The organism is Haematobacter genomosp. 1, assembly GCF_002196855.1.
In the GTDB taxonomy this organism is placed as follows: domain Bacteria; phylum Pseudomonadota; class Alphaproteobacteria; order Rhodobacterales; family Rhodobacteraceae; genus Haematobacter.
The window spans coordinates 280,936-304,829 of sequence record NZ_NIPW01000010.1; the positions used below are offsets into that span (position 1 = coordinate 280,936).

Consider the following 23,894-nt stretch of genomic DNA (forward strand, 5'->3'; position numbering starts at 1 on the left):
GAGTCGGGGGCTGGCGGGAGGTCTGCTCCTGATGGCGGGTCGTCCGTCAACGGCACGCGGAGGCCCTGCACAGGTGAGCGGCCCGCTTTCCGCATACGCCCGCGGGTTCCGCGCTGATCGCGCCCCCCGGATGGGTGTTTCGAACAGCCTGAAACAATTCGCGCCGCCGGGCGGACCGGCGGAGTGACGAGACGCGCCCTCTGGCGGCGCAGGACAAGGGAGATGACCGATGGCGGCACAGAACGGCAGGGATCTGCTCATCAAGATCAACGTGGCGGGGGCGTATCAGACCCTTGCGGGGCTTCGGGCGACCCGCATCGCCTTCAATGCGGAGACGGTGGATGTCACCAGCCTCGAAAGTTCGGGCGGCTGGCGGGAGCTGCTGGCGGGGGCGGGGGTGCGCTCGGCCAGTGTCTCCGGCTCCGGGGTGTTCCGGGACACGGCGGCGGATGAACGCGCCCGCGCGCTGTTCTTCTCGGGCGAGATCCCCCGCATCCAGGTGGTGATCCCCAGTTTCGGCGTGGTGGAGGGGGCGTTCCAGATAACCGCGCTGGAATATTCCGGCAGCCACAACGGCGAGGCGACCTATGAACTCTCGCTCGCCTCGGCGGGTCAGATCGGCTTCACGGCGCTCTGATGGCGAATGCATGGGCGGGAGAGGTCGCGCTGGTCATCGACGGGCGGCGGCATGTGCTGAAACTGACGCTGGGCTCGCTGGCGGAGATGGAGGCCGCGCTGCCGGAGGAGAGCCTCCCCGCCCTTGTCCGCCGGTTCGAGGAGGGGCGCTTCACCACGCGCGACGTGCTCGCGCTGATCGTGGCGGGGCTGCGCGGCGGCGGCTGGCAGGGCACGGCCGCGGAGCTGCGCGGGGCGGAGATCGCGGGCGGTCCCGCGGGGGCGGCGAAGGTCGCGGCGCGGCTGCTGGTCGCAGCCTTTGCTCCCGATGCGTGAGGGGGGCTTCGACTGGGCGGGGTTGCTTCGCGCCGGATTGCGCGCGGGGCTGCTGCCGGCGCAGGTCTGGACGCTCACCCCCTGGGAGCTGGCGCTCGTCACCGGGCGCGGCGGCACTCAGGCGACACTGGGCCGGACGGGGCTGGAGGCGCTGATGCGCGCTTTCCCCGATGACCCCGTGCCCCATGACCGCATGCCTGACGACCATGGGCCTGACGACCGCATGCCCCATGACCACAGGCCCCCTGACCGCATGGATCACGGGCCCACGGATGAACGGATGGAGGGACAGGATGACGGCGATTGATGCGCTGGCCGATGAGATCGCGGCGCTGGAAGTGAGCCTGGGCGGCGCCCGGACGATGGCCGCGGCCTTTGACAGCGAGTTGCAGGGGATGCGGACAAGCCTCGCCGGGACTGCCCGTGAAAGCGCGCGGCTGTCGGACGGCATGGGCCGGGGGCTGCGTCGCGCCTTCGACGGCATCGCGCTGAACGGCGAGAAGCTGTCGGATGCGCTGGAGGGGCTGGGGCGCTCCATGGTGGGCACGGTCTACAACATGGCCATGCAGCCGGTGCAGCGCGCGGCGGGAGACATGCTTTCCGGCGGGATGGAGGCCGCGCTGGCAGCCTTCCTGCCCTTTGCCACGGGCGGCGGTTTCGCGGGCGGCAGGGTCATGCCCTTTGCCCGGGGGGGTGTGGTTTCCGCACCGACGACCTTCCCGATGCGGGGCGGCGCCACCGGCCTGATGGGAGAGGCGGGGCCGGAGGCGATCCTGCCGCTCGCCCGCGGGGCGGATGGCAGTCTCGGCGTGCGTGCGGGCGGCGGGCAGGCGGTCAACGTCACCGTCAATGTCACCACGCCCGATGTGGACGGCTTCCGCCGCAGCCGGAGCCAGATCGCCGCGGAGATGGGGCGCGCCCTCTCCCGCGGGCAACGCAACCGGTAAGGAGGGATCATGGCCTTTCACGAAGTGCTCTACCCCGCGCGGCTGAGCTACGGCTCCACCGGCGGACCGGAGCGGCGGACGGAGATCGTCACGCTCGCCAACGGGTTCGAGGAACGCAACAGCCCCTGGGCGCATTCCCGGAGGCGGTATGATGCAGGCGGCGGCCTGCGGTCGCTTGACGATGTGGCGGTGCTCGTCGCCTTCTTCGAGGCGCGGATGGGGCGTCTGCATGGCTTCCGCTGGAAGGACTGGGCCGATTACAAATCCTGCCCGCCCAGCGCCGCGATCAGCGCCACGGACCAGCAGGTCGGCGTGGGCGACGGTGTGGAACGCTCGTTCCGCCTGACGAAGCGCTATGCCTCCGCCGGGTCGGCCTATCTCCGCCCGATCGCCAAACCCGTCGCGGGCAGCCTCCGCATCGCGCTGGAGGGCGGAGAGGTCACTGCCTGGGAGGCGGACCCGGAAAGCGGTGTCGTGACCTTTGCTACGCCGCCCGCACGCGGGGTGAGTATCACCGCAGGCTACGAGTTCGACGTGCCGGTGCGGTTCGACACCGATCAGATCCGCACCTCCGTCGCGACCTTTCAGGCGGGCGAGGTGCCCGATGTGCCGGTCGTGGAGCTGCGGCTGTGAGGAACGGGAGACCGTTTCACACGCCAGAAGCGGCCGGCGGGCCTCCGCATGGCATCGCCCATGCGGCGGGAGAGCACACCGGCAGCAGGCCCTTGGGCAATGGGCCTTGGTGCGATGGACGCCGATGCAAGGGGAGACCCGATGCAGAGGGCCAGTCACACTCTGGCGCGGGCCGGGCCAGCGGCAGGCCCTTGGGCAATGGACCGCGGTGCGACGGGCGGTCCGATGCGGAGGGTCCGCCGCGCACTGGCGGAGGGAGAGGGGAGAGGACATGAGCAGCACCACACTTCAGGCCCATCTGGAAACCGGGGCGACCACCGTCTGCCGCTGCTGGGCGGTGGAACGGCGGGACGGGGTCCGCATGGGATTCACCGACCACGATACCGACCTGAGCTTCGACGGCATCCTGTTCCACGCCGCGACCGGCATGACCGCCGCGCAGCTTGAGCAGGTGACGGGGTTGGCCGTGGACAACAGCGCCGCCTCCGGCGCACTCACCGCGCAAGGGATCACGGAGGAGGACATTGCCGCAGGCCGCTATGACGGGGCGGAGGTCTGGTCATGGCTGGTCAACTGGGCGGATGTGGGCCAGCGCGCCCTGCGTTTCCGGGGGGAGATCGGGGAGATCCGGCGCGGCGCCGGTGCGTTCGAGGCGGAGTTGCGCGGCCTTGCCGACCGGCTGAACCAGCGGGGCGGGCGGGCAATCCAGCGAGGCTGTACCGCGCGGCTGGGGGATGCGGCCTGTGGCATCGACCTTGCCGATCCGCGCTATGGCTGCGAGGGGGTTGTCCTCTCGGTGACGGGCGGGCGCGTCGTCCAGCTTGGCGATGCGCTGGGCGGCCATCCCGCCCGCTGGTTCGAGCGGGGGAGCCTCACCGTCCTTTCGGGCGCGGCCTCGGGGCTGGTCGGGCTGGTGAAGCTCCAGACGGGCGGGCAGGTCGAGCTCTGGCAGGAGCTGCGCGCGCCGCTTCATCCGGGTGACAGGGTGCGGCTCACGGCGGGCTGTGACAAGCGGCTTCACACCTGCGGCGGAAAATTCGCAAATACGCTGAATTTCCGCGGCTTTCCGCATGTGCCGGGAGAGGACTGGCTCGTCGCCTCTCCCGCGCGGAGGATGGGGCGATGAGGGAGGATGTCGTCGCTGCCGCGCGGCTGTGGCTGGGCACGCCCTATCGCCATCAGGCATCCTGTCGCGGGGCGGGCGCGGATTGCCTCGGCCTGATCCGGGGGGTCTGGCGCGATCTGTGCGGGCCGGAGCCTGAAGCGCCCCCCGCCTATACCCCCGACTGGGGAGAGACGGGGCGGCAGGAGGTGCTCTGGTCCGCCGCCACCCGCCACCTTATTCCGCTTGCCGCCAGCCCGCTTGATGCCAGCCCGCTTGGCAGCGGCCTACTTGCGACGGGCTTACTTGCCACGGGCCTGCCGGAACCGGGCCTGCCGGAACCGGGCCTGCCGGAACCGGGCGACGTGCTGCTTTTCCGTCTGCGTACGGGCGGCATTGCCAAGCATCTGGGCATCGCCGCCGAAACCGGCGCGGCACCCACATTCATCCATGCCTACAGCGGCCATGCCGTCGTCGAAAGCCCGCTCTCCGAGCCCTGGGCGCGGCGCATCGTGGCCCGGTTCGGCTATCCGAAGGGAGCGATCTGATGGCAACCATAATGCTGGGCGCGGTGGGCGCATCGCTGGGCGGCGCGATGGGCGGCACCGTCATGGGGCTGACCGGGGCGGTCGCGGGCCGGGCGCTGGGCGCGACGGTGGGCCGCGTCATCGACCAGCGGCTGCTGGGCGCGGGGTCCGAGACGGTGGAGCACGGCCGCATCGAGCGGTTCCGCGTCACCGGGGCGAGCGAGGGAGCGCCCCTGCCGCTGGTCTTCGGCCGGATGCGGATCGGCGGGCAGGTGATCTGGGCCTCTCCCTTCACCGAACACGCCAGTTCGGCGCGGGGCGGCAAGGGCGGCGCCGGGCCGGAGGTGCGGCAGTATTCCTATACCGTGAGCCTTGCCATCGCGCTCTGCGAAGGGGTCATCACCGACATCGGCCGGATCTGGGCCGACGGGGTGGAGGTCGCGCGGAACAGCGTCACGCTCCGCCTTTACCGCGGCGATGACGCGCAGCTTCCCGACGCGCGCATCGTGGCGGAGGAGGGGGCGGAGAACGCGCCCGCCTATCGCGGCACGGCCTATGTGGTGATCGAGGATCTTGCGCTCGACCGGTTCGGCAACCGGGTGCCGCAATTCAGCTTCGAGGTGATGCGCCCCGCGCAGGGCGTGCCGGAGGCGGAGGGTGGCATCGGCGCGGTCACCCAGGCGGTGGCGCTGATCCCGGGCACCGGGGAATATGCGCTGGCCACCACGCCCGCGGTCTTTTCCGACAGGCTGGGGCGGAACCGGGTCGCGAACGTGAACTCGCCCGCGGGCGTCACGGATTTCAGGGCCTCCCTCGACCAGATGGGGCGGGAGCTGCCGAAGGTCGGCTCCGTGTCGCTGGTCGTCTCCTGGTTCGGGACCGACCTGCGCTGCGGCGATTGCACGATCAGCCCGAAGGTGGAGCAGGTCACGGCGGAGGCGGCGCAGCCCTGGCGGGTGAGCGGCCTTGCCCGCCGCAATGCGGAGGTGGTCGCGATGCGCGAGGGCCGCCCCGTCTATGGCGGCACGCCTTCCGACGGCTCGGTGATCGAGGCGCTGACCGCGCTCGCGCAGGCGGGGAAGCGGGCGGTGTTCTACCCCTTCATCCTCATGGAGCAGCTTCAAGGCAATGCCCGGCCCGACCCATGGGGCGGCGGCGAGCAAGCCGCTCTGCCGTGGCGGGGGCGGATCACGCTGTCGCGCGCGCCGGGAGAGGCCGGCTCGCCCTTCGGCACCCCTGCCGCCACGGCGGAGGTGGCGCGGTTCTTCGGCACCGCGCGGGTGGAGGATTTCACCGCGACCGGCACGACCATCGCCTATACCGGCCCGCCGGAATGGTCCTATCGCCGGTTCATCCTGCATTACGCCCATCTTTGCGCGCTGGCGGGTGGGGTGGATGCGTTCTGCATCGGCTCCGAGATGGTGGGGCTGACAGCCATCCGCGACGCGGCGGGTTTTCCCGCCGTGGCGGAGCTTTGCCGTCTGGCCGCGGATGTCCGCGCGATCCTGCCGGGGGCGAAGATCGGCTATGCGGCGGATTGGAGCGAGTATTTCGGCACGACCGACCCGGAGGGCAACCGCTGGTTCCACCTCGACCCGCTGTGGGCCCACCCGGCGATCGACTTCATCGGGATCGACAACTACATGCCGCTCTCCGACTGGCGCGACGGCAGCGGTCATGCGGATGCGGCGGCGGGAACCATCCATGACCTTGACTACCTGACCGCGAATGTCGCGGGCGGCGAGGGCTACGACTGGTATTACGCGACGCCGGAGGATCGCGCGGCCCAGCGGCGCACCCCCATCACCGACGGTGCGGGGGAGCCGTGGATCTGGCGCTACAAGGACATCCTGAACTGGTGGCGCAATCCGCATCATGACCGGGTGGGCGGTGTCCGGCAGGCAGCGGCAAGCCCGTGGGTGCCGATGTCGAAGCCCATATGGTTCACGGAGATCGGCTGCGCCGCCGTGGACAAGGGCACGAACGAGCCCAACAAGTTCGTCGATCCGAAATCCTCCGAATCCGCGCTGCCGCATTTCTCGACCGGGGCGCGGGACGACCTGATCCAGATGCAGTATCTGCGTGCGCTGGCCCGGTATTGGAGCGATCCGGCAGCCAACCCCGTCTCGCCGCATTACGGCGGGCCGATGGTGGATATGGCGCGGGCGCATGTCTGGGCGTGGGATGCGCGGCCCTGGCCCGCTTTTCCGCAGGCCAGCGATGTCTGGAGCGATGGTGAAAACCACGCCCGCGGCCACTGGATCATCGGGCGGACGGCGGCGCAGCCGCTTGGCGCCGTGGTGGCGGAGATCTGCGCGCGGGCCGGGGTGGGCGATGTGGATGTCGCGCGTCTGCACGGGCTGGTGCGCGGTCTCTCCCTGACGGAGCAGACCGCCCGGGGGGCGTTGCAGGCGCTGATGCTGGCCTATGGCGTGGATGCGGCGGAGCGGGACGGGCGTCTTGTCTTCAGCCGCCGGGGCGCGGAGGCGGTGCGGGTGATCGACGCCGACGCGATCCTTGCGCGCGACGGGGGCGATGTGCAGCAGGAGCGCGCGGGCGCGGGCGAGATCCCGCCCCGCCTCCGCATCGGCCATATCGACGCCGAGGCCGATTACGAGGCGCGGAGCGTGGAGGTCACCCATCCCGGCGAGGAAGGCGATGCCGTTTCGGAAACGGAACTGCCCCTCGCGCTGACGGCGGGAGAGGCGGTGGCGATCGCCGAACGCTGGCTGGCGGAGACGCGGGTGGCGCGGGATACCGCGCGCTTTGCCCTGCCGCCCTCCGCCGGGATCGGTGCGGGGGAGGTGGTGCAGGTGGAGGCAGGCGGCGCGCGGGGTCTTTACCGCATCGACCGGCTGGCAGAGGGACATGGCGCTGAGGTGGAGGCCGTGCGGGTGGAGCCCGCGCTCTATGCCGCCCCGCCGGTGGAGGAGCCGCCCGCGAAGCCCCGGCCCTTCGTGCCGCCCGCGCCCGTGGCCGCGCTGTTTCTGGACCTGCCGCTGCTTTCCGGCGCGGAGGTTCCGCACGCGCCGCATCTTGCCGTCACCGCCAGCCCCTGGCCGGGCGACATTGCGGTGCTGGATGCGCCCATGGACAGCGGCTACCGGCTGAACGGCCATGTGGAGCGCGCGGCGGTAATTGGCGAGACTCTGGAACCGCTCGGCGCGCGCCGTCCGGGGTTGTGGGACAGGGGGCGGCTCCGCGTCCGCATGTCGGGGGCGCTGTCATCGGCGGAGCGGCTCTCCGTGCTGAACGGCGCGAATGCGGCTGCGGTGGGGGATGGCTCGCCCGATGGATGGGAGGTGATCCAGTTCGCCACCGCGAAGCTGACCGCGCCCGACACTTACGAGCTGACCCATCTGCTGCGCGGGCAGGCCGGGACGGAGCGGGAGGGCCATGTCTGGCCTGCGGGAAGCCGGTTCGTGCTGCTTGACCACCGCGTGGGGCAGATCGCGCTCGACCCCGCCCGCCGCGGGATGGAGCGGCATTACCGGATCGGCCCTGCGGGGTTGGCCTATGACGATCCGGCCTTTGTCCATCTCACGGCGGCTTTCCGGGGGGTGGGTCTGCGCCCCTACCGGCCCGTGCATCTGCGGATGCGGCGGGAGGGGGACGACATGGCCTTCCGCTGGATCCGCCGCAGCCGGCTGGACGGCGACGATTGGGAGAGCCGCGACATCCCGCTCGGCGAGACGCGGGAGGCCTATCTCCTCCGGGTCATCGGCCCCTCCGGCGTCCTGCGGGAGGCAGAGACCACCACGCCGGACTGGCGCTACAGCGCCCAGATGCGCGCGGCCGACGGCCCCGCGCTCCGGCTCGAGGTCGCGCAACTGTCCGACCGCTTCGGCCCCGGCCCCTTTGCCAGCCTGACATTCTGACCACCCCTCCTGACCATCCCGCCCTGACATTCTGAACCATGGAGACGATGATGACCGAGACACCGACCCTTCGCCTGCCGCTGATCGCGCCCGGTCAGGCCCAGAAGCATGTCACCGTGAACGAGGCACTGGCCCGGATCGACGCGCTCTGCCAGCTCACACTCCGCTCCATCACGGGGGGTGAGCCGCAGACGCCTGAGGAGGGCGCGGCCTATGGTGTGCCCGCGGGCGCCACCGGCGGCTGGGCGGGCGCGGCGGGGAAGGTCGCGCTCCGGCTGAACGGCGGGTGGGAATTCCTCGCGCCGCGCGCGGGCTGGCGGGCCTTCGTGGCGGATGAGGGGGCGGAGCGGCTGCATGACGGGCAGAGCTGGCGCGCGGGGTTGCTGGCAAGCTCTCCCAACGGCGCGGGGCCCGTGTGGCGGGTCGCGGAGATCGACCATGTCGTCACGCCGGGGGCGAGCAACCTGACGGCCCCGCTGATCCCGAGCCACGCCACCGTCTTCGGCGTGACTGCGCGGGTGGTGGAGCCGCTCACCGGCACGCTTGCCTCCTGGAAACTGGGTGAGTCGGACGGGGCGGATCGTTATGGCTCCGGGCTTGGCACCGGCGCGGGATCCTGGGCGATGGGGCCGACGGAGCCGAAACCCCGCTGGGCGGCAACGCGGCTGCTGCTGAGCGCGACGGGGGGTAATTTTTCCGGCGGAAAGGTGCGTATCGCGGCACATTTTCTGGAATTGACCCTTCCGGCGGCCTGATCCTTCTTTCCGATCTGCCAATCGCGCCCTATGTCGGCTAGACTGAGAAAAACGGAGGGCGTCATGGCGCAGGTGAAAGCAACGGTGGCCGAGGTCGATCCCGTCTGGTCGCGTATTTGCACCGAGGCGCATGAAGCCGTCGAGCGGGAACCCTTGCTCGGCGGTCTGATCCATTCGAGCGTGCTGCACCATGCGTCGCTGGAGCGGGCGCTGGCCTACCGGTTTTCGCTCAAGCTTGCCTCGGGCGAGATGTCGGAGCAGATCCTGCGCGAGATCGCGGATGAGGCCCATGTCGCAGACCCCTCCCTTGCGCAGGCTGCGCGGATCGACGTGGTGGCGGTGTTCGAGCGTGATCCCGCCTGCCACAGTTTTCTTCAGCCGCTGCTGTTCTTCAAGGGCTATCAGGCGTTGCAGGCCTATCGGATCGGCCACTGGCTCTGGCAGCAGGGGCGGCGCGACATGGCCTATTTCGTGCAGACCCGCGTGTCGGAGGTCTTCGGCGTGGACATTCATCCCGCCGCGCGGATCGGGCGGGGCGTGATGATCGACCACGCGCATTCCATCGTGATCGGGGAAACCGCGGTGGTGGGGGACAACGTCTCCATGCTGCATTCGGTCACGCTGGGCGGAACCGGCAAGGCGGACGGCGACCGTCACCCGAAGATCGGCGACGGCGTGCTGATCGGTGCGGGAGCCAAGGTTCTGGGCAATATCCGGGTTGGCAACTGCTCCCGCATCGCCGCGGGCTCGGTGGTTCTGGCCGATGTGCCGCGAAACTCCACCGTGGCGGGCGTGCCGGCGCGGGTGGTCGGGGAGGCAGGGTGTTTGCACCCCTCCATCCTGATGGACCAGATGATCGAGGGCGACTGACAACAGGGGAGCAGGCGAGGGCAGGCAGAGGCAGGCGCGGGCGTGAAGGTCACGTCCTTGTCCTTCCGTGAGGCGCCGAGCATTGATGGGCGCGTGATCGGGCTTGGCAAGGCTCCCGAGCGCCGCTTGGAACTGCATACAGGCTACCTTGGCCCCCCGGGCGCCCCGTGATCGGCGGCGAAGCTTATCGCCTCCGGCAGATCCGCGAGATTGTGAGCCGCTGCCCGTGAGGGAGCGCGGGCTTGCTTCACCCGCTCGCCATAATCTGCGTCTGGTCGGAGTGCGAATGATTTCTGCTACCGCAGGCCCGAAAGCGTTTTCCCGCAGCCAATGCGCCCGTCTTAGCGGGTTTGCCTTTAGCCGCCTGTTTGCCATTGCGCCGGGCGGCTGAGGCGCTGCAATCTCCTCGCAGACCTCGCAGACCTCGCAGACCTCGCAGACCTCGCAGACCTCGCAGACCTCGCAGACCTCGCAGACCTCGCAGACCTCGCAGACCTCGCAGACCTTGCAGACCTCGCACTCTTGTCTGAGGCGCTGGTCCGGGAGCGCCAGCCGGCAAGGTTTAACGGGACGCTGGAGCTTCAGACTTGGGGCTTCAGACCGAGGTTTCTCCCATCAGCTCCCGCGCGATCTCCTCTACTATGGGGCGGGCTTCCTCCGGGGTCATTCCGGGTTGCAGCCGTGGGTCGTAGAGGATGCGCAGCATCAATTCATCCTGCCGGGTCAGCAGGGCAAATTCCTCGTCATCGTTGAAGATCGACGGCCGCGCCTGCGGGCTGTCGTTCACAAGCCCCATGGCCTGCGCCAGCTCCTCATGCACGCAGGAGCGGCGGAGGAGGTCGGGATGCTCCGCGCGGATCAGTGCAATGGCCTGACGATAGGTGGACTGACCGCGTTCGGAAAACGCATAGGCGAAGCAGAAGGTCGCGCGGTCCAGATCGGTAACGGAGCGGATATCGGCGGCACCGATCCCCGGAACCAGACGGGCAAGGCGGTCGCCCATGGCGCGGCGCTCATCCTCGTTCACGATGAACACGTGGAAATTCGCATGTTCCGGCCGAGTCATCGTCAGCGGCACGCCGGTGAGCAGCGACAGGCGCATGGCATAGCCCGCGACCATCGTGCCATCCCGATCCCGCTGCGGTTGCGGAACGGAGGCGCCGAACTCGACGCTCATGCGGATGGGCTTGTCCCAGCGGCGGAGCACGCTCGGCGTGACGCGGGCCACGCGGGTGCCGCCCGGCAACGTGGTGTATTCATCGTAAAGGGCGATGCGGATGAAGTTCTCCGCCAGAATCCGCGCGTCAAACGGGGTGTCCACACCGCCGCCATCCATCCGCATCAGGCCCTGCGAGAGTAGGTCATTCTGGACGCGGGCGTAATATTGCACCAGCGCCTCGCTTTCCGCGCTTCGCGATGGAACGGCTGCGGGAGCCTCCGCGGGGCGCGGCTTCGGACGTTCATGCGCCTGCGGGGCGGTCACGACATCCGAAGGCGGCTTTGCACAGGCGGCGAGCAGGAGGAGGAGCGCCGGGAGAAGCCCGCGGCGCAGCAGGGAAGCCAGCATTTCAACCCTTCGGAACCGCGCCGCCCGCCGTGGCGCCGAGACCGTCGCCTCGCGCCTTGGCGGAGGAGAGCGTCTCGCGCAGTTCGATTTCCATCTTCTCCAGATCGGCCTCTGCCGCGGCGCGCTTGGCCTTGCCGTCATCGGCGATCTGAAGGCTTTCGTTGATGGTGGCGATCAGTTCCGCATTGGCCTTCTTCACCGCCTCGATGTCAAAGACGCCGCGCTCCATCTCTGTGCGGACGACCTTGTTGGCCTCGCGCAGGTTCTCCGCATTCTTGGTCAGCAGTTCGTTGGTGAGGTCGTTGGCTTCCTTCACCGCTGTCGCCGCCTCGCGCGAGCGCTGGATGGTCACCGCCTGCGCAAGCTGGGTTTCCCAAAGCGGCACGGTGTTGACGAGGGTGGAGTTGATCTTGGTTACCAGCGACTTGTCATTCTCCTGCACCAGCCGGATGGAGGGGAGGGACTGCATCGTCACCTGACGGGTCAGTTTCAGGTCATGCACCCGGCGTTCCAGATCGTCCCGCGCGGCGCGCAGATCGCGCAGATCCTGCGCGCGGAGCACCTTCTGATCCTCCGCCGCCTCCTCCACCCGCCGTTCGGCGGCGGGAACGTCGGTCGCGTCGATCTCCGCCAGCTTGGCTTCCCCCGCCGCGATATAGAGCGCCAGTTCGTCGTAGAATGTCAGCGTGCGTTCATAGAGGATGTCGAGCGACTTGATGTCCTTCAGCAGCTTGTGCTCATGCGTCAGCAACTGGTCCGTCACGCGGTCGATCTGGCCCTGCACGTCCTCATATCGGGCGACGAACTTGGCGAAGGGGGTGGCGCGGCCCATCAGCTTCTCCCACCAGCTCCGCTCCCGACGCATGTCGAGTTCGGAGACGGAGAAGCCGCGGATCGTGGTCACGATCTCCCGCAGGCTGTCACCCGCGGGGCCGACATCCTTGTTGCGGACATCGGCCAGCATGGACTGGCTGATCTCCTGCAACCCGGCCTGCGCGCGGGAGCCGAAGCCGATGATCGACTGGGTGTTCGACATGTCGAGTTCGGCCATGCGCTTGCGGATCTGCTCCTGCAGCTCCGGCCGGGCCTGTTCGAGCGCGGGAACCTCCGGCGCGGGCGGGGGGAGCGTCACCTCCACCACGTCGTTCAGTTCCTTCTGCGTGTCGGTCGCCTGACGGCGGACGCTTTCGGCCATGTGCTTCTCCCTCGTCAGTCTGTTGATATCGCTTCAGTCGGTCTTGACGCCTTCACGCTGAAGCCGCTCCCGCAGCACGTCGATCTCCACGTCGAGATCGGTCCTGTCGTTGAGGAGCAGATCCTGCGTCCGGCTGGAAAAATTGGTTTCCAGATCGTCCAGCAATGCCTCATAGGCCGCGCGGGCGGAGGGGTCGCGGTTCTGGGCATAGAGATCGGCGAACTTGACGGTCGCGTCCCGCGCGCCCAGCAGATAGACGCCGAGGTAACGGCGCGAGCCCGTCAGGTCGCGGGGGTCGGCCTCCACCCGGCGGAACATGGCGCGGGCGGTATCGGCGAAACGGTCCACCCGCGCTTCCAGCCGCCGGTCGCCCGCGCGCTTGATCGCGTCCTTCATGTCGCGGAGATGACTCTCCGCCTCGTCCACGGCGCGGGCGACGCGGTCGCCCTCGAACCGGTCGATGCCGGTCATGCCCTTGTCGCGCATGGGATCGGGGCCGAAGGCGAAGAAGTGCAGCGCAAAGCCCAGCACCGCGTAGATCACCGGGTTGACGAGGCTCCCCCCCGGCACGTAGCCGCCGAGGAACAGCCCCGCCGCCGTCAGCACGCTGCCGAAGAGCTTGCGCGGGATGGCGGGACGGCGGGCGATGTTGCGGGCCTCATACGCCTCCTCCGCCACCAGACCCTGATGGGTGAGCCAGGCGGCAAGCTCCAGCACCCCGAAGGCGGCAAGGCCAAGGGCCATGCCCACCGGCTCCTTGCTGAACGCGGTGAGCAGGAACAGGACGGGGGCGAGGAAGAGGAAATTCGCCCGCCCGCCCGCCCGCCGTCTGCGGCGGCGCGGGGGGATGGTGCGGGATGGGGCGGAACCTTCGGAACGGGGCGTGTCAGAGCCGTCGCCACCGGGGCTGTAAGGGCCGCGATACCGTTCCGCCATCAAGCAGGCCCCGCGCCTGCCGTGGCCACATAGAACATGAGCGCCACCAGCAGGAAGAAGGCGATTCTGCGCAGCCCGTCCTTGCCCATTGCGGTCCTTGCCGTAGCCCCGAAAAACGCTCGTCTGGAGAGGATAGGCCAGCGGCTGCCACATTTCCAGTGTTCTGGCAGAGTTTCCGGGACTGAGGTCAGAAAGTCCGCACCTCCCGGGCGGGATCATGCGTCCGCAACGGCAAAGGCCCGCCGCGATGCGCGACGGGCCTCTTTTCAGTCGGTTAGCGAAAGGTCAGATCAGCCGGCCCATGGCCGCCGCGACATCGGCCATCCGGCAGGAGAAGCCCCATTCGTTGTCATACCACGCCAGCACCCGCACGGTGCGCTTGCCCACCACCTTGGTCTGATCCGGCGCGAAGATGGAGGAATATTCGGTGTGGTTGAAGTCGATGGAGACCTTCATCTCCGGGTCATAGGCGAGCACGCGGCCGATGGGGCCCTGAACGGCCTCGCGGACGATCTCGTTCACATCTTCGACCGTCACATCCTTCTTCGCCTCGAAGGTCAGGTCAACGCAGGAGACGTTGGGCGTCGGGACGCGGAGGGCGGTGCCGTCGAGCCGGCCGGCGAGATCGGGCAGAACCTCTCCGATGGCTTTCGCCGCGCCGGTGGAGGTCGGGATGATCGCCATGGCGGCGGCCCGCGCGCGGTAGAGATCCTTGTGGCGGCGGTCCAGCGTCGGCTGATCGCCGGTATAGGAATGGATGGTGGTCATGATGCCGCGCTCGATGCCGATGGCATCGTTCAGCACTTTCGCCACCGGGGCGAGGCAGTTCGTCGTGCAGGAGCCGTTGGAGACGACGAGATCCTTCGTCGTCAGCACGCCGTCGTTCACGCCGAAGACGATGGTCCGGTCGGCCTTTTTCGCCGGGGCGGAGACGAGCACCCGCTTCGCCCCCCGCTCCAGATGCACGGCGGCCTTGTCACGGTCGTTGAACTTGCCGGAGCATTCGAGCACCACGTCCACGCCCGTCCAGTCCAGCTCCTCCGGGTTGTAGGTGGACATCACCTCGATCGGGCCCTGGCCCAGATCCAGCGTATCACCCTCCACCTTCACCAGACCGGGGAAGCGGCCGTGGACGCTGTCATAACGGATCAGATGCGCGGCGGTGTCGATCGGTCCGGTCGCGTTCATCCTCACGACCTTCACATCGTTGCGCGCGCTCTGCGCGAGGTGAGACAATGTGCAGCGGCCGATGCGACCGAAACCGTTGATGCCGAGGGTGATCGTCATGGAGTGCTCCGTCGCGGGGAATGGGGATCGTCCGAAAGTATCGGAATTGCGCACCAATATAGGCTTGATCGGCTCAACCGAAAAGTCGAAACCCGCGATACTCCAATATGTTAGCGCAATCTTTGAAAGTTAGCGCAAACGCTTGCGCCAACAGCCGGACACCCTTGCGACATTCCGTCGCGACGCTAGTTTTGCCCCGACACGAGGAGCGGATTCAAGATGAGTGGATTGCTGGCACTGCTGGATGACGTGGCGGCCATCGCCAAGGTGGCCGCGGCTTCGCTGGACGATGTGACCGGGCAGGCGGCAAAGGCGGGCGCCAAGGCCGCAGGCGCGGTGATCGACGACGCCGCGGTCACGCCGAAATACGTGCAGGGCTTTGCGCCCCGGCGGGAACTGCCCATCGTGGGCAAGATCGCCATGGGGTCGCTCGTCAACAAGCTGGTGATCCTGCTGCCGCTGGCGCTCCTGCTGTCCACATTCGCGCCCTGGGCGATCACGCCGCTGCTCATGCTGGGCGGGGCCTATCTGTGTTTCGAGGGGGCAGAGAAGGTCCACCACTGGCTGTTCCCCTCCGAGGATCACGGCACGGAGGCCGCGGTTTCTGTCGCGGCGGGCGAGGAAGGCGCGCGCCTGCTGGAGGAGGCGCGGGTGAAAGGCGCAATCAAGACCGACTTCATCCTGTCGGCGGAGATCATGACCATCGCGCTTGCCGCCATTCCGCCGGAGAGCCTGTGGATGGAGGCGCTGATTCTCGCCATCGTCGGCATCATGATCACCGCCGTGGTCTATGGCGGCGTGGCGATCATCGTGAAGATGGATGACATCGGCCTGTCGCTGAGCCGCTACAAGGGGTTCACGGGCGCCTCGGGCATCGTCCGGGCGCTGGGGCGCGGGCTGGTCAGGGGGATGCCGGTCTTCATGAAGCTTTTGACCATCGTCGGCACTGCGGCGATGATCTGGGTGGGCGGCTCCATCGTCATTCACGGGCTGGAGAGCTTCGGGCTCGGCGTGATCGGGCATGAGATCGAGGATATGGCCGATGCCGCCGCCGATGCGGTGGAGGAGACGGGAACGCTTCACAGCGCGACGCACTGGATCGTCACGGCGTTCTTCGACGGGATCTTCGGGCTGGCGCTGGGGTTCGTGCTGATCCCGCTGGCGAAATATGTGATCACACCGGTGGCGGGACTGTTCCGCAAGACCGCGCCGGGGGCGGGTCATTGATCTGTGAACACGGTGATCTGGGCAGGATGGCGGCCTGAGGAGGATGGGGCCTGAGGATCACTGACCTGAGGAGGACGGTGACCTAGGGAGGGCGGTGGCCTCAGGAGGACGCCACCTGAGGAGGACGGCGATCCGAGGAAGGCGCGCCGTCGATTCGGCTGTGGTGAAGGGCCGATCCGCGGCGGGACCGGCCCCCGGGGCCTTAGCTGTTGCGGCCAAGCAGGGCGCGCGTCTGCGCCGCCACGTTTTCGGCGGTGATGCCGAACTCCTGATACAGCCGTTCCGCCGGTGCGGAGGCGCCGAAGCCGGTCATGCCGACGAAGGCGGCCTTGCCGTCGCGCCCGCGTTCGCCGATCAGCCAGCGATCCCAGCCGAAGCCGGTCGCCGCTTCCACCGCCACGCGGACGGGGCCTGCGGGCAGCACCTTGCGGCGATAGGCCTCGGGCTGCTGGGCGAACAGTTCCGCACAGGGCATGGAGACGACGCGGGTGCCGATGCCTTCGGCCTCCAGCGCCTCCCGCGCGGCGAGCGCGATCTCCACCTCCGAGCCGGTGGCGATCAGGATGGCCTGACGCTTGCCCGTGGCTTCCCGCAGGATATAGGCGCCCTGCTGGGTCAGGTTCTTCGCGGTGAAGTCGGTCCGCACCGTCGGCAGGTTCTGGCGGGACAGAACGAGCACCGTCGGCGTCGCCTTCTGGTTCAGCGCGATCTCCCACGCCTCCGCCGTCTCCACCGTATCGGCGGGACGGATGGTCAGCGTGTTGGGCGTCGCGCGGCAGATCGCCAGATGCTCGACCGGCTGGTGCGTCGGGCCGTCCTCGCCCAGACCGATGGAATCGTGGGTCATCACATAGACGACCGGGAGACCCATCAGCGCCGAAAGCCGCATGGCCCCCCGCGCATAGTCGGTGAAGGCGAAGAAGGTGCCGCCATAGGGACGGAACCCGCCGTGAAGCTGGATGCCGTTCATCGCCGCCGCCATGCCGTGCTCACGGATGCCGTAGTGGATGTAGCGGCCCTTGCGGTTCTCCGGCGAGAAGATGCCCAGATCGGCCGTCTTGGTGTTGTTAGAGCCGGTGAGGTCGGCGGAACCGCCGAGCATCTCCGGCACGGCGGGGTTCAGCACTTCCAGCACCATCTCCGACGATTTCCGCGTCGCAACCTTGGGCTTCGACTCCGCCGCCTGCCGTTTCAGACCCCGGATGAGGCCTGCGACCTTTGCCGGCAGCTCCGCGGAGAGCGCCCGCTCGAAGCTGGTCCTGCGGCCGGAGGGCAGGGCGGCGATGCGGCTCTCCCACTCCTGCCGGTCGGCGGAGCCGCGCAGGCCCGCTTCGCGCCAGCTTGCACGGATATCGTCCGGGATCTCGAAAGCCGCGTGGTTCCAGCCGTAGATCTCCCGCACGGCGGCGATTTCATCCGGGCCGAGCGGCGAGCCATGCGCGCCGGCCGTGTCCTGTTTCTTCGGGCTGCCGAAGCCGATATGCGTCTTGCAATCGATGAAGACCGGCTGCTCGGAGCGCTTGGCCTCCGTCAGCGCGGCATCTATCGCCGCCGGGTCGTGCCCGTCGCAATGCAGCACCGTCCAGCCAGAGGCCGCGAAGCGCGCCCGCTGATCGGTGATGTCGGAGAGGGAGACCTTGCCGTCGATGGAGATGCCGTTGTTGTCCCACAGCACGATGAGCTTCGAGAGCTTCTGCATCCCCGCGAGGCCGATGGCCTCCTGGCTGATGCCCTCCATCAGGCAGCCGTCGCCCGCGATGACATAGGTGTGGTGATCCACCGCCTTCGCGCCGAAACGGGCGCGGAGCGCCTCCTCCGCGATGGCGAAGCCCACGGCGTTGCCCAGCCCCTGACCCAGCGGGCCGGTGGTCGTCTCGACCCCCTTCACATGGCCGTATTCCGGGTGTCCGGCCGTCTTGGCCCCCCATTGGCGGAAGTTGCGGATCTCCTCGATCGTCACTTCCTCGTAGCCCAGCAGGTGGAGGAGCGCGTAGATCAGCATCGAGCCGTGGCCCGCCGAGAGGATGAACCGGTCGCGGTCCGCCCAGTCAGGGTGCGAGGCGTCGAACTTCATGTGCCGGGTGAACAGCACCGTGGCCACGTCGGCCATGCCCATCGGCATGCCGGGGTGGCCGGAATTTGCCGCTTGAACCGCGTCCATTGCCAGAGCGCGGACCGCGGCCGCCTGCTGCCAGTGTTCGGGATAGCGGTCGCGGAGCGTTGCGATATCCATGCGCTTTCCTTTCGCAGGGCCGCCGGAAATCGGTCCTTCCCGCGGCGGTTTCCGGGGCGTGATAGCAGCCTGTCGCCCAAGTTCAAGGCTGCGAAGGCCCGCCGATGATCGTCAGGGCGCAGATGCGGCCTTGAACCGGCTGCCGCTTTGGTCGAAGTTTGTCGGCGAAGGTACCGCGGCGCCATGGAAACGCATCGGAGCGACAGTCGCAGCCTAACGGGGGGGCCATGAACGAGATCGCCGATCTGGAAAGACGGATCACGACCGCGCTGGAACGTCTGCGGCGGGGAATGGACGGCATTCCCGCCCCCGGCATGGATGGCGATGGCGCACTCCGCGCCGCCCTTGTGGCGGAGGAGGAGCGCAACCGTACGCTGGAAGCGCGGGCTGGCGCGATTCGTTCGGAGCAGGAGGCTCTGGTCGCCGAGCTGGAGCGGCGGGTTGCCGATCTGGCGGGGGCGCTCGACCTCGCGACGGAGGAAATGGGGCGGCTTCGCAGTGTGAACGCGGCCCTGTCCGAGGCGATGCGCGAGCTGCGCGAGGCCCGTGACCCGGAGGCGGGCGTGCTGAACCGCGCGCTGCTGGCCGAGGCGGAGGAACTCCGCAGCCGTCGTGCGGCGGATCTTGCGCAAGTGGAGGAAATCCTGGAAGAACTGCGTCCTCTGATCGGAGAGCCAACTGATGCCTGAAGTGACCGTTTCGATCGGCGGCCGTGAATTCGCCGTCGCATGTCAGGAGGGGCAGGAGTCCTTCGTGCAAACCGCGGCGGCGCTTCTGGACGATCAAGCGCAGGTGCTGGTCCAGCAGAGCGCGCGCATCCCGGAGCCTCGGCTTCTGCTGATGGCGGGGCTCATGCTGGCCGACCGCACGGCGGGGCTGGAGGAGCGGCTGCGTCTCGCCGAAATGCGCGCGGCGGAGGCGGAGGCGGCGCTGGAGGAGGCGCTCTCTCGGCCGGCGCCGGAGCCTGCGCGGATCGAGGTGCCGGTGATACCGGAGATCGTGATCGACACGCTTTCGGAAATCGCGGCGCGGGCGGAGGCGCTGGCCGGCGAGCTGGAAGACCGGATCAAGCGGGCCTCCTGACCCCCCCGCCGGGGCCTGCTCACGTCCCGTCAGGTCCGGCAGGCCGCGACGGGATCGTAGCGGTAGATCCAGTCGAATCGGCCGATGGCGGCCGAGGGTGCCAGCGTGCCACCCACCCGCAGGACCATATGCGCGGCCTGCCGGGACGCGCCCGTCAGGTGGTAGTTGCGCGCATTCGCATTCGCCGCCGCGACGAGACGGGCGACCCGCGCGCGGCGGAGACGCACGAAATCGGCGAATCCCTGTTCCGCATCCGGTGCGGCGGCAAGTGCTGCTGCGATCTGCCACGCATCCTCCAGCGCCATGTTCGCCCCCTGGGCAAGAAACGGCAGGGTGGGATGGGCGGCGTCCCCGATGACGATGGCCGCGCCCCGGTGCCAGTGCTGAACGAGGCCGTGGCGGAACAGCCCCCAGAGGTGCACCTCGTCAACCTCCGCGAGCAGGCTGCGCACAGGCGCTGCGAACCCGGCAAAGGCGGCGCGGAGGTTGGCGGGATCGTCCACCGCCCGCCAGTCCTCCGCCGCCCATGCGGCACGCTCCTCCACCGCGACGATGTTCAGCAGGCCGCGGGGCAGAGGATAGGTCACCAGATGCCGCCCCGGCCCGGTATGGACCCGTGCGACCGGCTCCGCCTCTCCCTGCACGACGGCGCGCCAGGCGACCTGACCGGTGAAGAAGGGCTGGGTGCCGTCCTCCCCCTCCACCGCTGTCCGCACGGGTGAATGGATGCCGTCGGCGCCGATGAGGAGATGGGCCTCATGGGTTTCACCGCCGGCAAGGCTCAGGCGCACGGTCTGGCCCGTCACATCGGCGGCCAGAACGCGTGTCTTCAGGCGGAGGGTGACGCCCGCCTCCCGGATCGCGTCGAAAAGGAGGGCGATGAGATCGGGCCTGCGGACGAAGCGGTGCGGCTCCTCCGGTCTGAGACGGGCGAGGTCGAGCCGGATCACGCGCCGCCCCGTCGGGCCGTCCACGATCTCCACCCCACGGGAGCGGAGCGACAGGGCGGAGAGCTGCTCTCCGAGGCCAAGGGCTTCCAGCACGCGGGCGCCGTTGGGGGTGATCTGGAAACCGGCTCCGAACTCCCGCACCGCTTCGGCCTGTTCGAGCACGGTTACCCGGGCACCCTGGCGCGAAAGCGCCAGCGCCGCCGCCAGCCCCGCAACGCCCGCGCCGACCACCGTGATCTCCCGGCCGTTCAGCTCCATCCTCTCGCCTCCAAAACGAAACACCGGAGGCCGCCGCCGCCGGTGTTTCCAGTCGTGTCTCCGGGAGGCGCCCATACGGCAATCGGCCGGGCGGGCGCCAGAGGCTCAGTCGTCGCGGTGAACCCGCTCGCGGCGTTCGTGGCGTTCCTGCGCTTCGAGGCTGAGCGTCGCGATGGGGCGGGCATCGAGCCGCTTGAGGGAGATGGGCTCTCCGGTTTCCTCGCAATAGCCGTATTCGCCGTTGTCGATACGCCGCAGCGCAGCATCGATCTTGGACACGAGTTTGCGCTGCCGGTCACGGGTGCGAAGCTCCAGCGCGCGGTCTGTCTCCTCGCTGGCACGGTCTGCGATGTCGGGGATATTTCGGGTGCTGTCCTGAAGACCTTCGATCGTTTCCCGGCTTTCCGAGAGCAGGTCATTCTTCCACGCAATCAATTTTCTGCGAAAATATTCGAGCTGTCGCTCATTCATGAATGGTTCGTCTTCGGCGGGTCGATAGTCTTCGGGTAGAAAGACTTCTGCCTTCATGTCAGCCCCCTTGGTCAGACCGGGCCGTGCACTGGGTTCGCTTATCGGCATACAGGCACTCCTTGGGAGGGTGCATTACCGCAAGATGTAGCACCTGTCACTAGCTTTGATCCTGCACTTGCAGCGAAGATGGCACGTGTTACCCTCATGCCAGCATCAGGAAGATCGGCGGGCAGGATGAAGTTTCTCGGCACTCAGGATTACGTGGCGACGGAGGATCTGACGATCGCCGTGAACGCGGCGGTGGCACTCGAAAGGCCGTTGCTGGTGAAGGGGGAGCCGGGGACGGGCAAGACCGAACTGGCCCGTCAGGTGGCGACGGGCCTTGGCCTGCCGATGATCGAATGGAACGTGAAATCCACCACTCGCGCGCAGCAGGGCCTATACGAATATGATGCGGTGAGCCGGCTGCGGGACAGCCAGCTTGGCGACGAGCGGGTGCGGGACGTGGGCAACTACATCCGCAAGGGGAAGCTGTGGCAGGCGTTCGGCGCCCCCGGAAAGGTCGTCCTGCTGATCGACGAGATCGACAAGGCCGACATCGAATTTCCGAACGATCTGCTTCAGGAACTCGACCGGATGGAGTTCCATGTCTACGAAACGGGGGAGACGGTGCGGGCCATCCATCGCCCGATTGTGATCATCACCTCCAACAACGAGAAGGAATTGCCGGACGCTTTCCTGCGCCGGTGCTTCTTCCACTACATCCGTTTCCCGGATGCGGAGACGATGCGGCGAATCGTGGCCGTGCATTTTCCCGATCTGAAGGAAGATCTGCTCGCGGCCGCGCTGACCCGATTCTACGAAATCCGCGAACAGCCCGGCCTGAAGAAGAAGCCCTCCACCTCCGAGGTGCTGGATTGGCTGAAGCTGTTGCTGGCGGAGGACATGACCGCGGAGGATCTGCGCAAGGATTCGCGCAGCCTGTTGCCAAAGCTTCACGGCGCGCTTCTGAAGAACGAGCAGGATGTTCACCTGTTCGAGAGGCTGGCCTTCATGGCCCGCGGACAACGCTGAGGGATGGGAATGACGACGATCATGGCTGAGCAGGATCAGACGGTGGAGCTTCGGCCGCTTCGGGCTTCGGATGAGGCGGAGTGGCGCAGGCTGTGGACGCTGTACCTGGAATTCTACGAAAGTTCAGTATCTGAGGAGGTTTACGAGACGACCTTCAAGCGTCTTCTGAGCGATGATAGCACCACGTTCCGCGCCCTTGTCGCGGACAAGGGGGATGGGCTGCTGGGGCTGGTTCACTATGTCTTTCACCCGCATTGCTGGCGGGTGGAGCAGGTGTGCTACCTTCAGGACCTGTTCGTGGACAAGGCTGCGCGGGGAACCGGGCTGGGCCGCGCGCTCATCGAGGCGGTCTATGCCGCGGCAGACCGGGAAGGGGCGCCGCATGTCTATTGGCTGACCCAGGAGTTCAACACGACTGCGCGACAGCTATATGACCGAATTGGCAAGGTGACGCCGTTCATCAAATACAATAGATTTTGAACTAAGCGACACGGAGAACCCACAAAACCCGGGCAAAGTGTCGCGGGGCCGCAAGCGGCCCTCGACCAACAGCCCGGAGGCCGCATGTTCAAACACTTTCCCTTCCGTCCCGGTTCCATCGCGCTCGCGATGGGGCTGGCGCTTTCCGCCTGCGGGCAGGTCAGGGATCAGCCCACCCGCCTCGCCGCGCCTGTGACAGCGCTTCCCGCCATGAAAGCGTTCGGGGTGGAACGGATCGACCCGCCGCGCCGCGCCAATGCGGACATGGTGGACGATTTTCTGGAACTGTCGTTCGAGATGGAAAGCGGGCGGGCGCTGCCGGTGCTGACCCGGTTCGAAGGCCCGGTGACGCTGGCGCTGACCGGTCCGATCCCGCCGAGCGCGTCGGGCGAGGTGGACAAGCTCCTGACCCGGTTCCGGCGCGAGGCGCATATCGACATCACCCGCGTCTCGGATCCCGCCGCCGCAAGGATCGTGGTCGAGTTCGTCCCGCAAAACAGGCTCCGCAACGCCGCCCCCGACGCGGCCTGCTTCGTGGCCCCCAACGTGACAGGCTGGAGCGATTATCTGAGCGCGCGCCGCACCGACCGGGCGGACTGGACGAAACTTACCACGCGCACGCGGGCGGGCGTGTTCATCCCCGCCGACGCCAGCCCGCAGGAGATCCGCGACTGTCTGCATGAGGAAACCGCGCAGGCCATGGGGCCGCTGAACGACCTCTACCGCCTGCCGGACAGCGTGTTCAACGACGACAACTTCCACGGTGCGCTGACCGGGTTCGACATGCTGATGCTGCGCACCTACTACGCGCCCGAGCTGTCCAGCGGCATGACGCGGGCGGAGGTGGCGGAGCGGCTGCCGAAGATCATCGACCGGCTGAACCCGCCGGGACGGAACGTCGTCCGCAAGCCGGCCGGCCCCACCACCGCCGACTGGCGCGACGCGATCAACACGGCGCTGAGCAGCGGTTCGGCGGAAACGCGGGCCAATGCCGCGCGCCGGGCCGTCACCATCGCGCAGCGGAACGGCTGGGTGGATGCGCGGCTGGCCTTCAGCCATTTCACCTATGCGCGCACCGCGATGGCGGTCGACCCGGAGGCGGCGGTGACCAGCCTGATGTCTGCCCGCAGGCTTTATGAGGGGCTGCCGTCCTGTGCCACGCACAAGGCGCATGTGGACATGCAGCTCGCCGCCTTTGCCCTGACCTCCGGCGATGCGCAGGAGACGCTGCGGCTGGTGGAGCCGGAGTTGCAGGAGGCGAAGAGGTGGCAGAATGCCGCGCTGCTCTCCACCCTGCTGATGATGAAGGCGGAGGCGCTGGACAGGCTCGGGCGCGCAGAGGAGGCGGGCGCGGTGCGGCTCGACAGCCTCGCCTGGGCGCGTTACGGCTTCGGGGCCGATGAGGCGGTCAGGGCACGCCTGTCCGAGATCTCGGCGCTCGGCCCGGTGAACGGGCGCAAGAAGGGGTGA

At 68.2% G+C, this 23,894-nt stretch carries 23 protein-coding genes; 16 read left to right on the forward strand and 7 right to left on the reverse strand.

The genetic code is table 11. The features are described 5' to 3' along the window. The first annotated feature begins 229 nt into the window (after positions 1-229). The 10 genes from CDV49_RS07645 to cysE all read left to right on the forward strand — a co-directional run bounded on the left by CDV49_RS07645 (position 230) and on the right by cysE (position 9,663). Positions 230-637, forward strand: a complete 408-nt coding sequence (locus CDV49_RS07645; RefSeq protein ID WP_035743178.1) for a phage major tail protein, TP901-1 family — start codon at positions 230-232, stop codon at positions 635-637. Then, entirely contained in the window at positions 637-951 is a 315-nt protein-coding gene (locus CDV49_RS07650) for a gene transfer agent family protein (protein WP_088214939.1), read from the forward strand. Before CDV49_RS07645 ends, CDV49_RS07650 begins: the two co-directional genes overlap by 1 nt. Then, positions 944-1,258, forward strand: coding sequence for a rcc01693 family protein (locus CDV49_RS20980; protein WP_088214940.1), 315 nt, complete (start codon positions 944-946; stop codon positions 1,256-1,258). The genes CDV49_RS07650 and CDV49_RS20980 overlap by 8 nt, the downstream gene beginning before the upstream one ends. After that, positions 1,245-1,898, forward strand: coding sequence for a phage tail tape measure protein (locus CDV49_RS07660; protein WP_088214941.1), 654 nt, complete (start codon positions 1,245-1,247; stop codon positions 1,896-1,898). Before CDV49_RS20980 ends, CDV49_RS07660 begins: the two co-directional genes overlap by 14 nt. A 9-nt stretch (positions 1,899-1,907) precedes the next feature. Next, positions 1,908-2,531: a DUF2460 domain-containing protein gene (locus tag CDV49_RS07665; RefSeq protein ID WP_088214942.1), complete on the forward strand. Its 624-nt coding sequence runs from the start codon at positions 1,908-1,910 to the stop codon at positions 2,529-2,531. A 271-nt stretch (positions 2,532-2,802) separates the two neighbouring features. Then, a complete protein-coding gene (locus tag CDV49_RS07670) occupies positions 2,803-3,657 on the forward strand; it encodes a DUF2163 domain-containing protein (RefSeq protein ID WP_088214943.1) in 855 nt (284 codons plus the stop codon). After that, entirely contained in the window at positions 3,654-4,181 is a 528-nt protein-coding gene (locus CDV49_RS07675; protein ID WP_088214944.1) for a peptidase, read from the forward strand. Before CDV49_RS07670 ends, CDV49_RS07675 begins: the two co-directional genes overlap by 4 nt. Then, positions 4,181-8,038, forward strand: coding sequence for a baseplate multidomain protein megatron (locus CDV49_RS07680; RefSeq protein WP_088214945.1), 3,858 nt, complete (start codon positions 4,181-4,183; stop codon positions 8,036-8,038). Before CDV49_RS07675 ends, CDV49_RS07680 begins: the two co-directional genes overlap by 1 nt. Before the next feature lie 50 nt (positions 8,039-8,088). Then, positions 8,089-8,793, forward strand: coding sequence for a DUF2793 domain-containing protein (locus CDV49_RS07685; RefSeq protein WP_179209141.1), 705 nt, complete (start codon positions 8,089-8,091; stop codon positions 8,791-8,793). A 63-nt stretch (positions 8,794-8,856) separates the two neighbouring features. After that, positions 8,857-9,663, forward strand: coding sequence for a serine O-acetyltransferase (gene cysE, locus CDV49_RS07690; RefSeq protein WP_035743167.1), 807 nt, complete (start codon positions 8,857-8,859; stop codon positions 9,661-9,663). 595 nt (positions 9,664-10,258) lie between these two features. On the opposite strand, the gene CDV49_RS07695 is transcribed toward cysE, so the two are convergent. The 4 genes from CDV49_RS07695 to gap form a co-directional block, all read right to left on the reverse strand. Continuing rightward, positions 10,259-11,230 carry a DUF2927 domain-containing protein gene (locus CDV49_RS07695; RefSeq protein WP_088214947.1) on the reverse strand — a complete coding sequence of 324 codons (972 nt, stop codon included), beginning with the start codon at positions 11,228-11,230 and terminating at the stop codon, positions 10,259-10,261. Position 11,231: 1 nt separating this feature from the next. Then, the gene (locus tag CDV49_RS07700) at positions 11,232-12,425 is read right to left on the reverse strand and encodes a toxic anion resistance protein (protein WP_088214948.1); all 1,194 of its coding nucleotides are present in this window, start codon (positions 12,423-12,425) and stop codon (positions 11,232-11,234) included. Positions 12,426-12,458: 33 nt separating this feature from the next. Continuing rightward, positions 12,459-13,361, reverse strand: coding sequence for a 5-bromo-4-chloroindolyl phosphate hydrolysis family protein (locus CDV49_RS07705; RefSeq protein ID WP_088214949.1), 903 nt, complete (start codon positions 13,359-13,361; stop codon positions 12,459-12,461). 285 nt (positions 13,362-13,646) lie between these two features. Continuing rightward, positions 13,647-14,648: a type I glyceraldehyde-3-phosphate dehydrogenase gene (gene gap, locus CDV49_RS07710; protein WP_088214950.1), complete on the reverse strand. Its 1,002-nt coding sequence runs from the start codon at positions 14,646-14,648 to the stop codon at positions 13,647-13,649. 219 nt (positions 14,649-14,867) lie between these two features. Here gap and CDV49_RS07715 point away from each other — a divergent pair, with 219 nt between their 5' ends. Beyond that, positions 14,868-15,875: a DUF808 domain-containing protein gene (locus CDV49_RS07715; protein WP_088214951.1), complete on the forward strand. Its 1,008-nt coding sequence runs from the start codon at positions 14,868-14,870 to the stop codon at positions 15,873-15,875. A gap of 202 nt (positions 15,876-16,077) precedes the next feature. On the opposite strand, the gene tkt is transcribed toward CDV49_RS07715, so the two are convergent. After that, a complete protein-coding gene (gene tkt, locus CDV49_RS07720; RefSeq protein ID WP_088214952.1) occupies positions 16,078-18,108 on the reverse strand; it encodes a transketolase in 2,031 nt (676 codons plus the stop codon). Between the two features lie 227 nt (positions 18,109-18,335). On the opposite strand from tkt, the gene CDV49_RS07725 reads away from it, so the two are divergent. Continuing rightward, positions 18,336-18,797, forward strand: a complete 462-nt coding sequence (locus CDV49_RS07725; RefSeq protein WP_088214953.1) for a hypothetical protein — start codon at positions 18,336-18,338, stop codon at positions 18,795-18,797. Next, positions 18,790-19,191: a cell division protein ZapA gene (locus CDV49_RS07730; RefSeq protein ID WP_088214954.1), complete on the forward strand. Its 402-nt coding sequence runs from the start codon at positions 18,790-18,792 to the stop codon at positions 19,189-19,191. Before CDV49_RS07725 ends, CDV49_RS07730 begins: the two co-directional genes overlap by 8 nt. Positions 19,192-19,220: 29 nt before the next feature. Here the strand turns inward: CDV49_RS07730 and CDV49_RS07735 are convergent, their stop codons facing one another. Together CDV49_RS07735 and dksA are read right to left on the reverse strand one after the other, a co-directional pair. Further along, complete coding sequence (locus CDV49_RS07735; protein WP_088214955.1) at positions 19,221-20,399, reverse strand: FAD-dependent oxidoreductase; 1,179 nt, start codon at positions 20,397-20,399, stop codon at positions 19,221-19,223. A 105-nt stretch (positions 20,400-20,504) separates the two neighbouring features. Continuing rightward, positions 20,505-20,927 carry an RNA polymerase-binding protein DksA gene (dksA, locus tag CDV49_RS07740; protein WP_035706764.1) on the reverse strand — a complete coding sequence of 141 codons (423 nt, stop codon included), beginning with the start codon at positions 20,925-20,927 and terminating at the stop codon, positions 20,505-20,507. Positions 20,928-21,104: 177 nt separating this feature from the next. Between dksA and CDV49_RS07745 the strand changes: the two genes are divergently transcribed. The 3 genes from CDV49_RS07745 to CDV49_RS07755 all read left to right on the forward strand — a co-directional run bounded on the left by CDV49_RS07745 (position 21,105) and on the right by CDV49_RS07755 (position 23,894). Beyond that, positions 21,105-21,944 carry an AAA family ATPase gene (locus tag CDV49_RS07745; protein ID WP_088214956.1) on the forward strand — a complete coding sequence of 280 codons (840 nt, stop codon included), beginning with the start codon at positions 21,105-21,107 and terminating at the stop codon, positions 21,942-21,944. Positions 21,945-21,953: 9 nt separating this feature from the next. After that, positions 21,954-22,424: a GNAT family N-acetyltransferase gene (locus CDV49_RS07750; RefSeq protein ID WP_256947268.1), complete on the forward strand. Its 471-nt coding sequence runs from the start codon at positions 21,954-21,956 to the stop codon at positions 22,422-22,424. A gap of 84 nt (positions 22,425-22,508) precedes the next feature. Continuing rightward, positions 22,509-23,894 carry a DUF2927 domain-containing protein gene (locus tag CDV49_RS07755; protein ID WP_088214957.1) on the forward strand — a complete coding sequence of 462 codons (1,386 nt, stop codon included), beginning with the start codon at positions 22,509-22,511 and terminating at the stop codon, positions 23,892-23,894.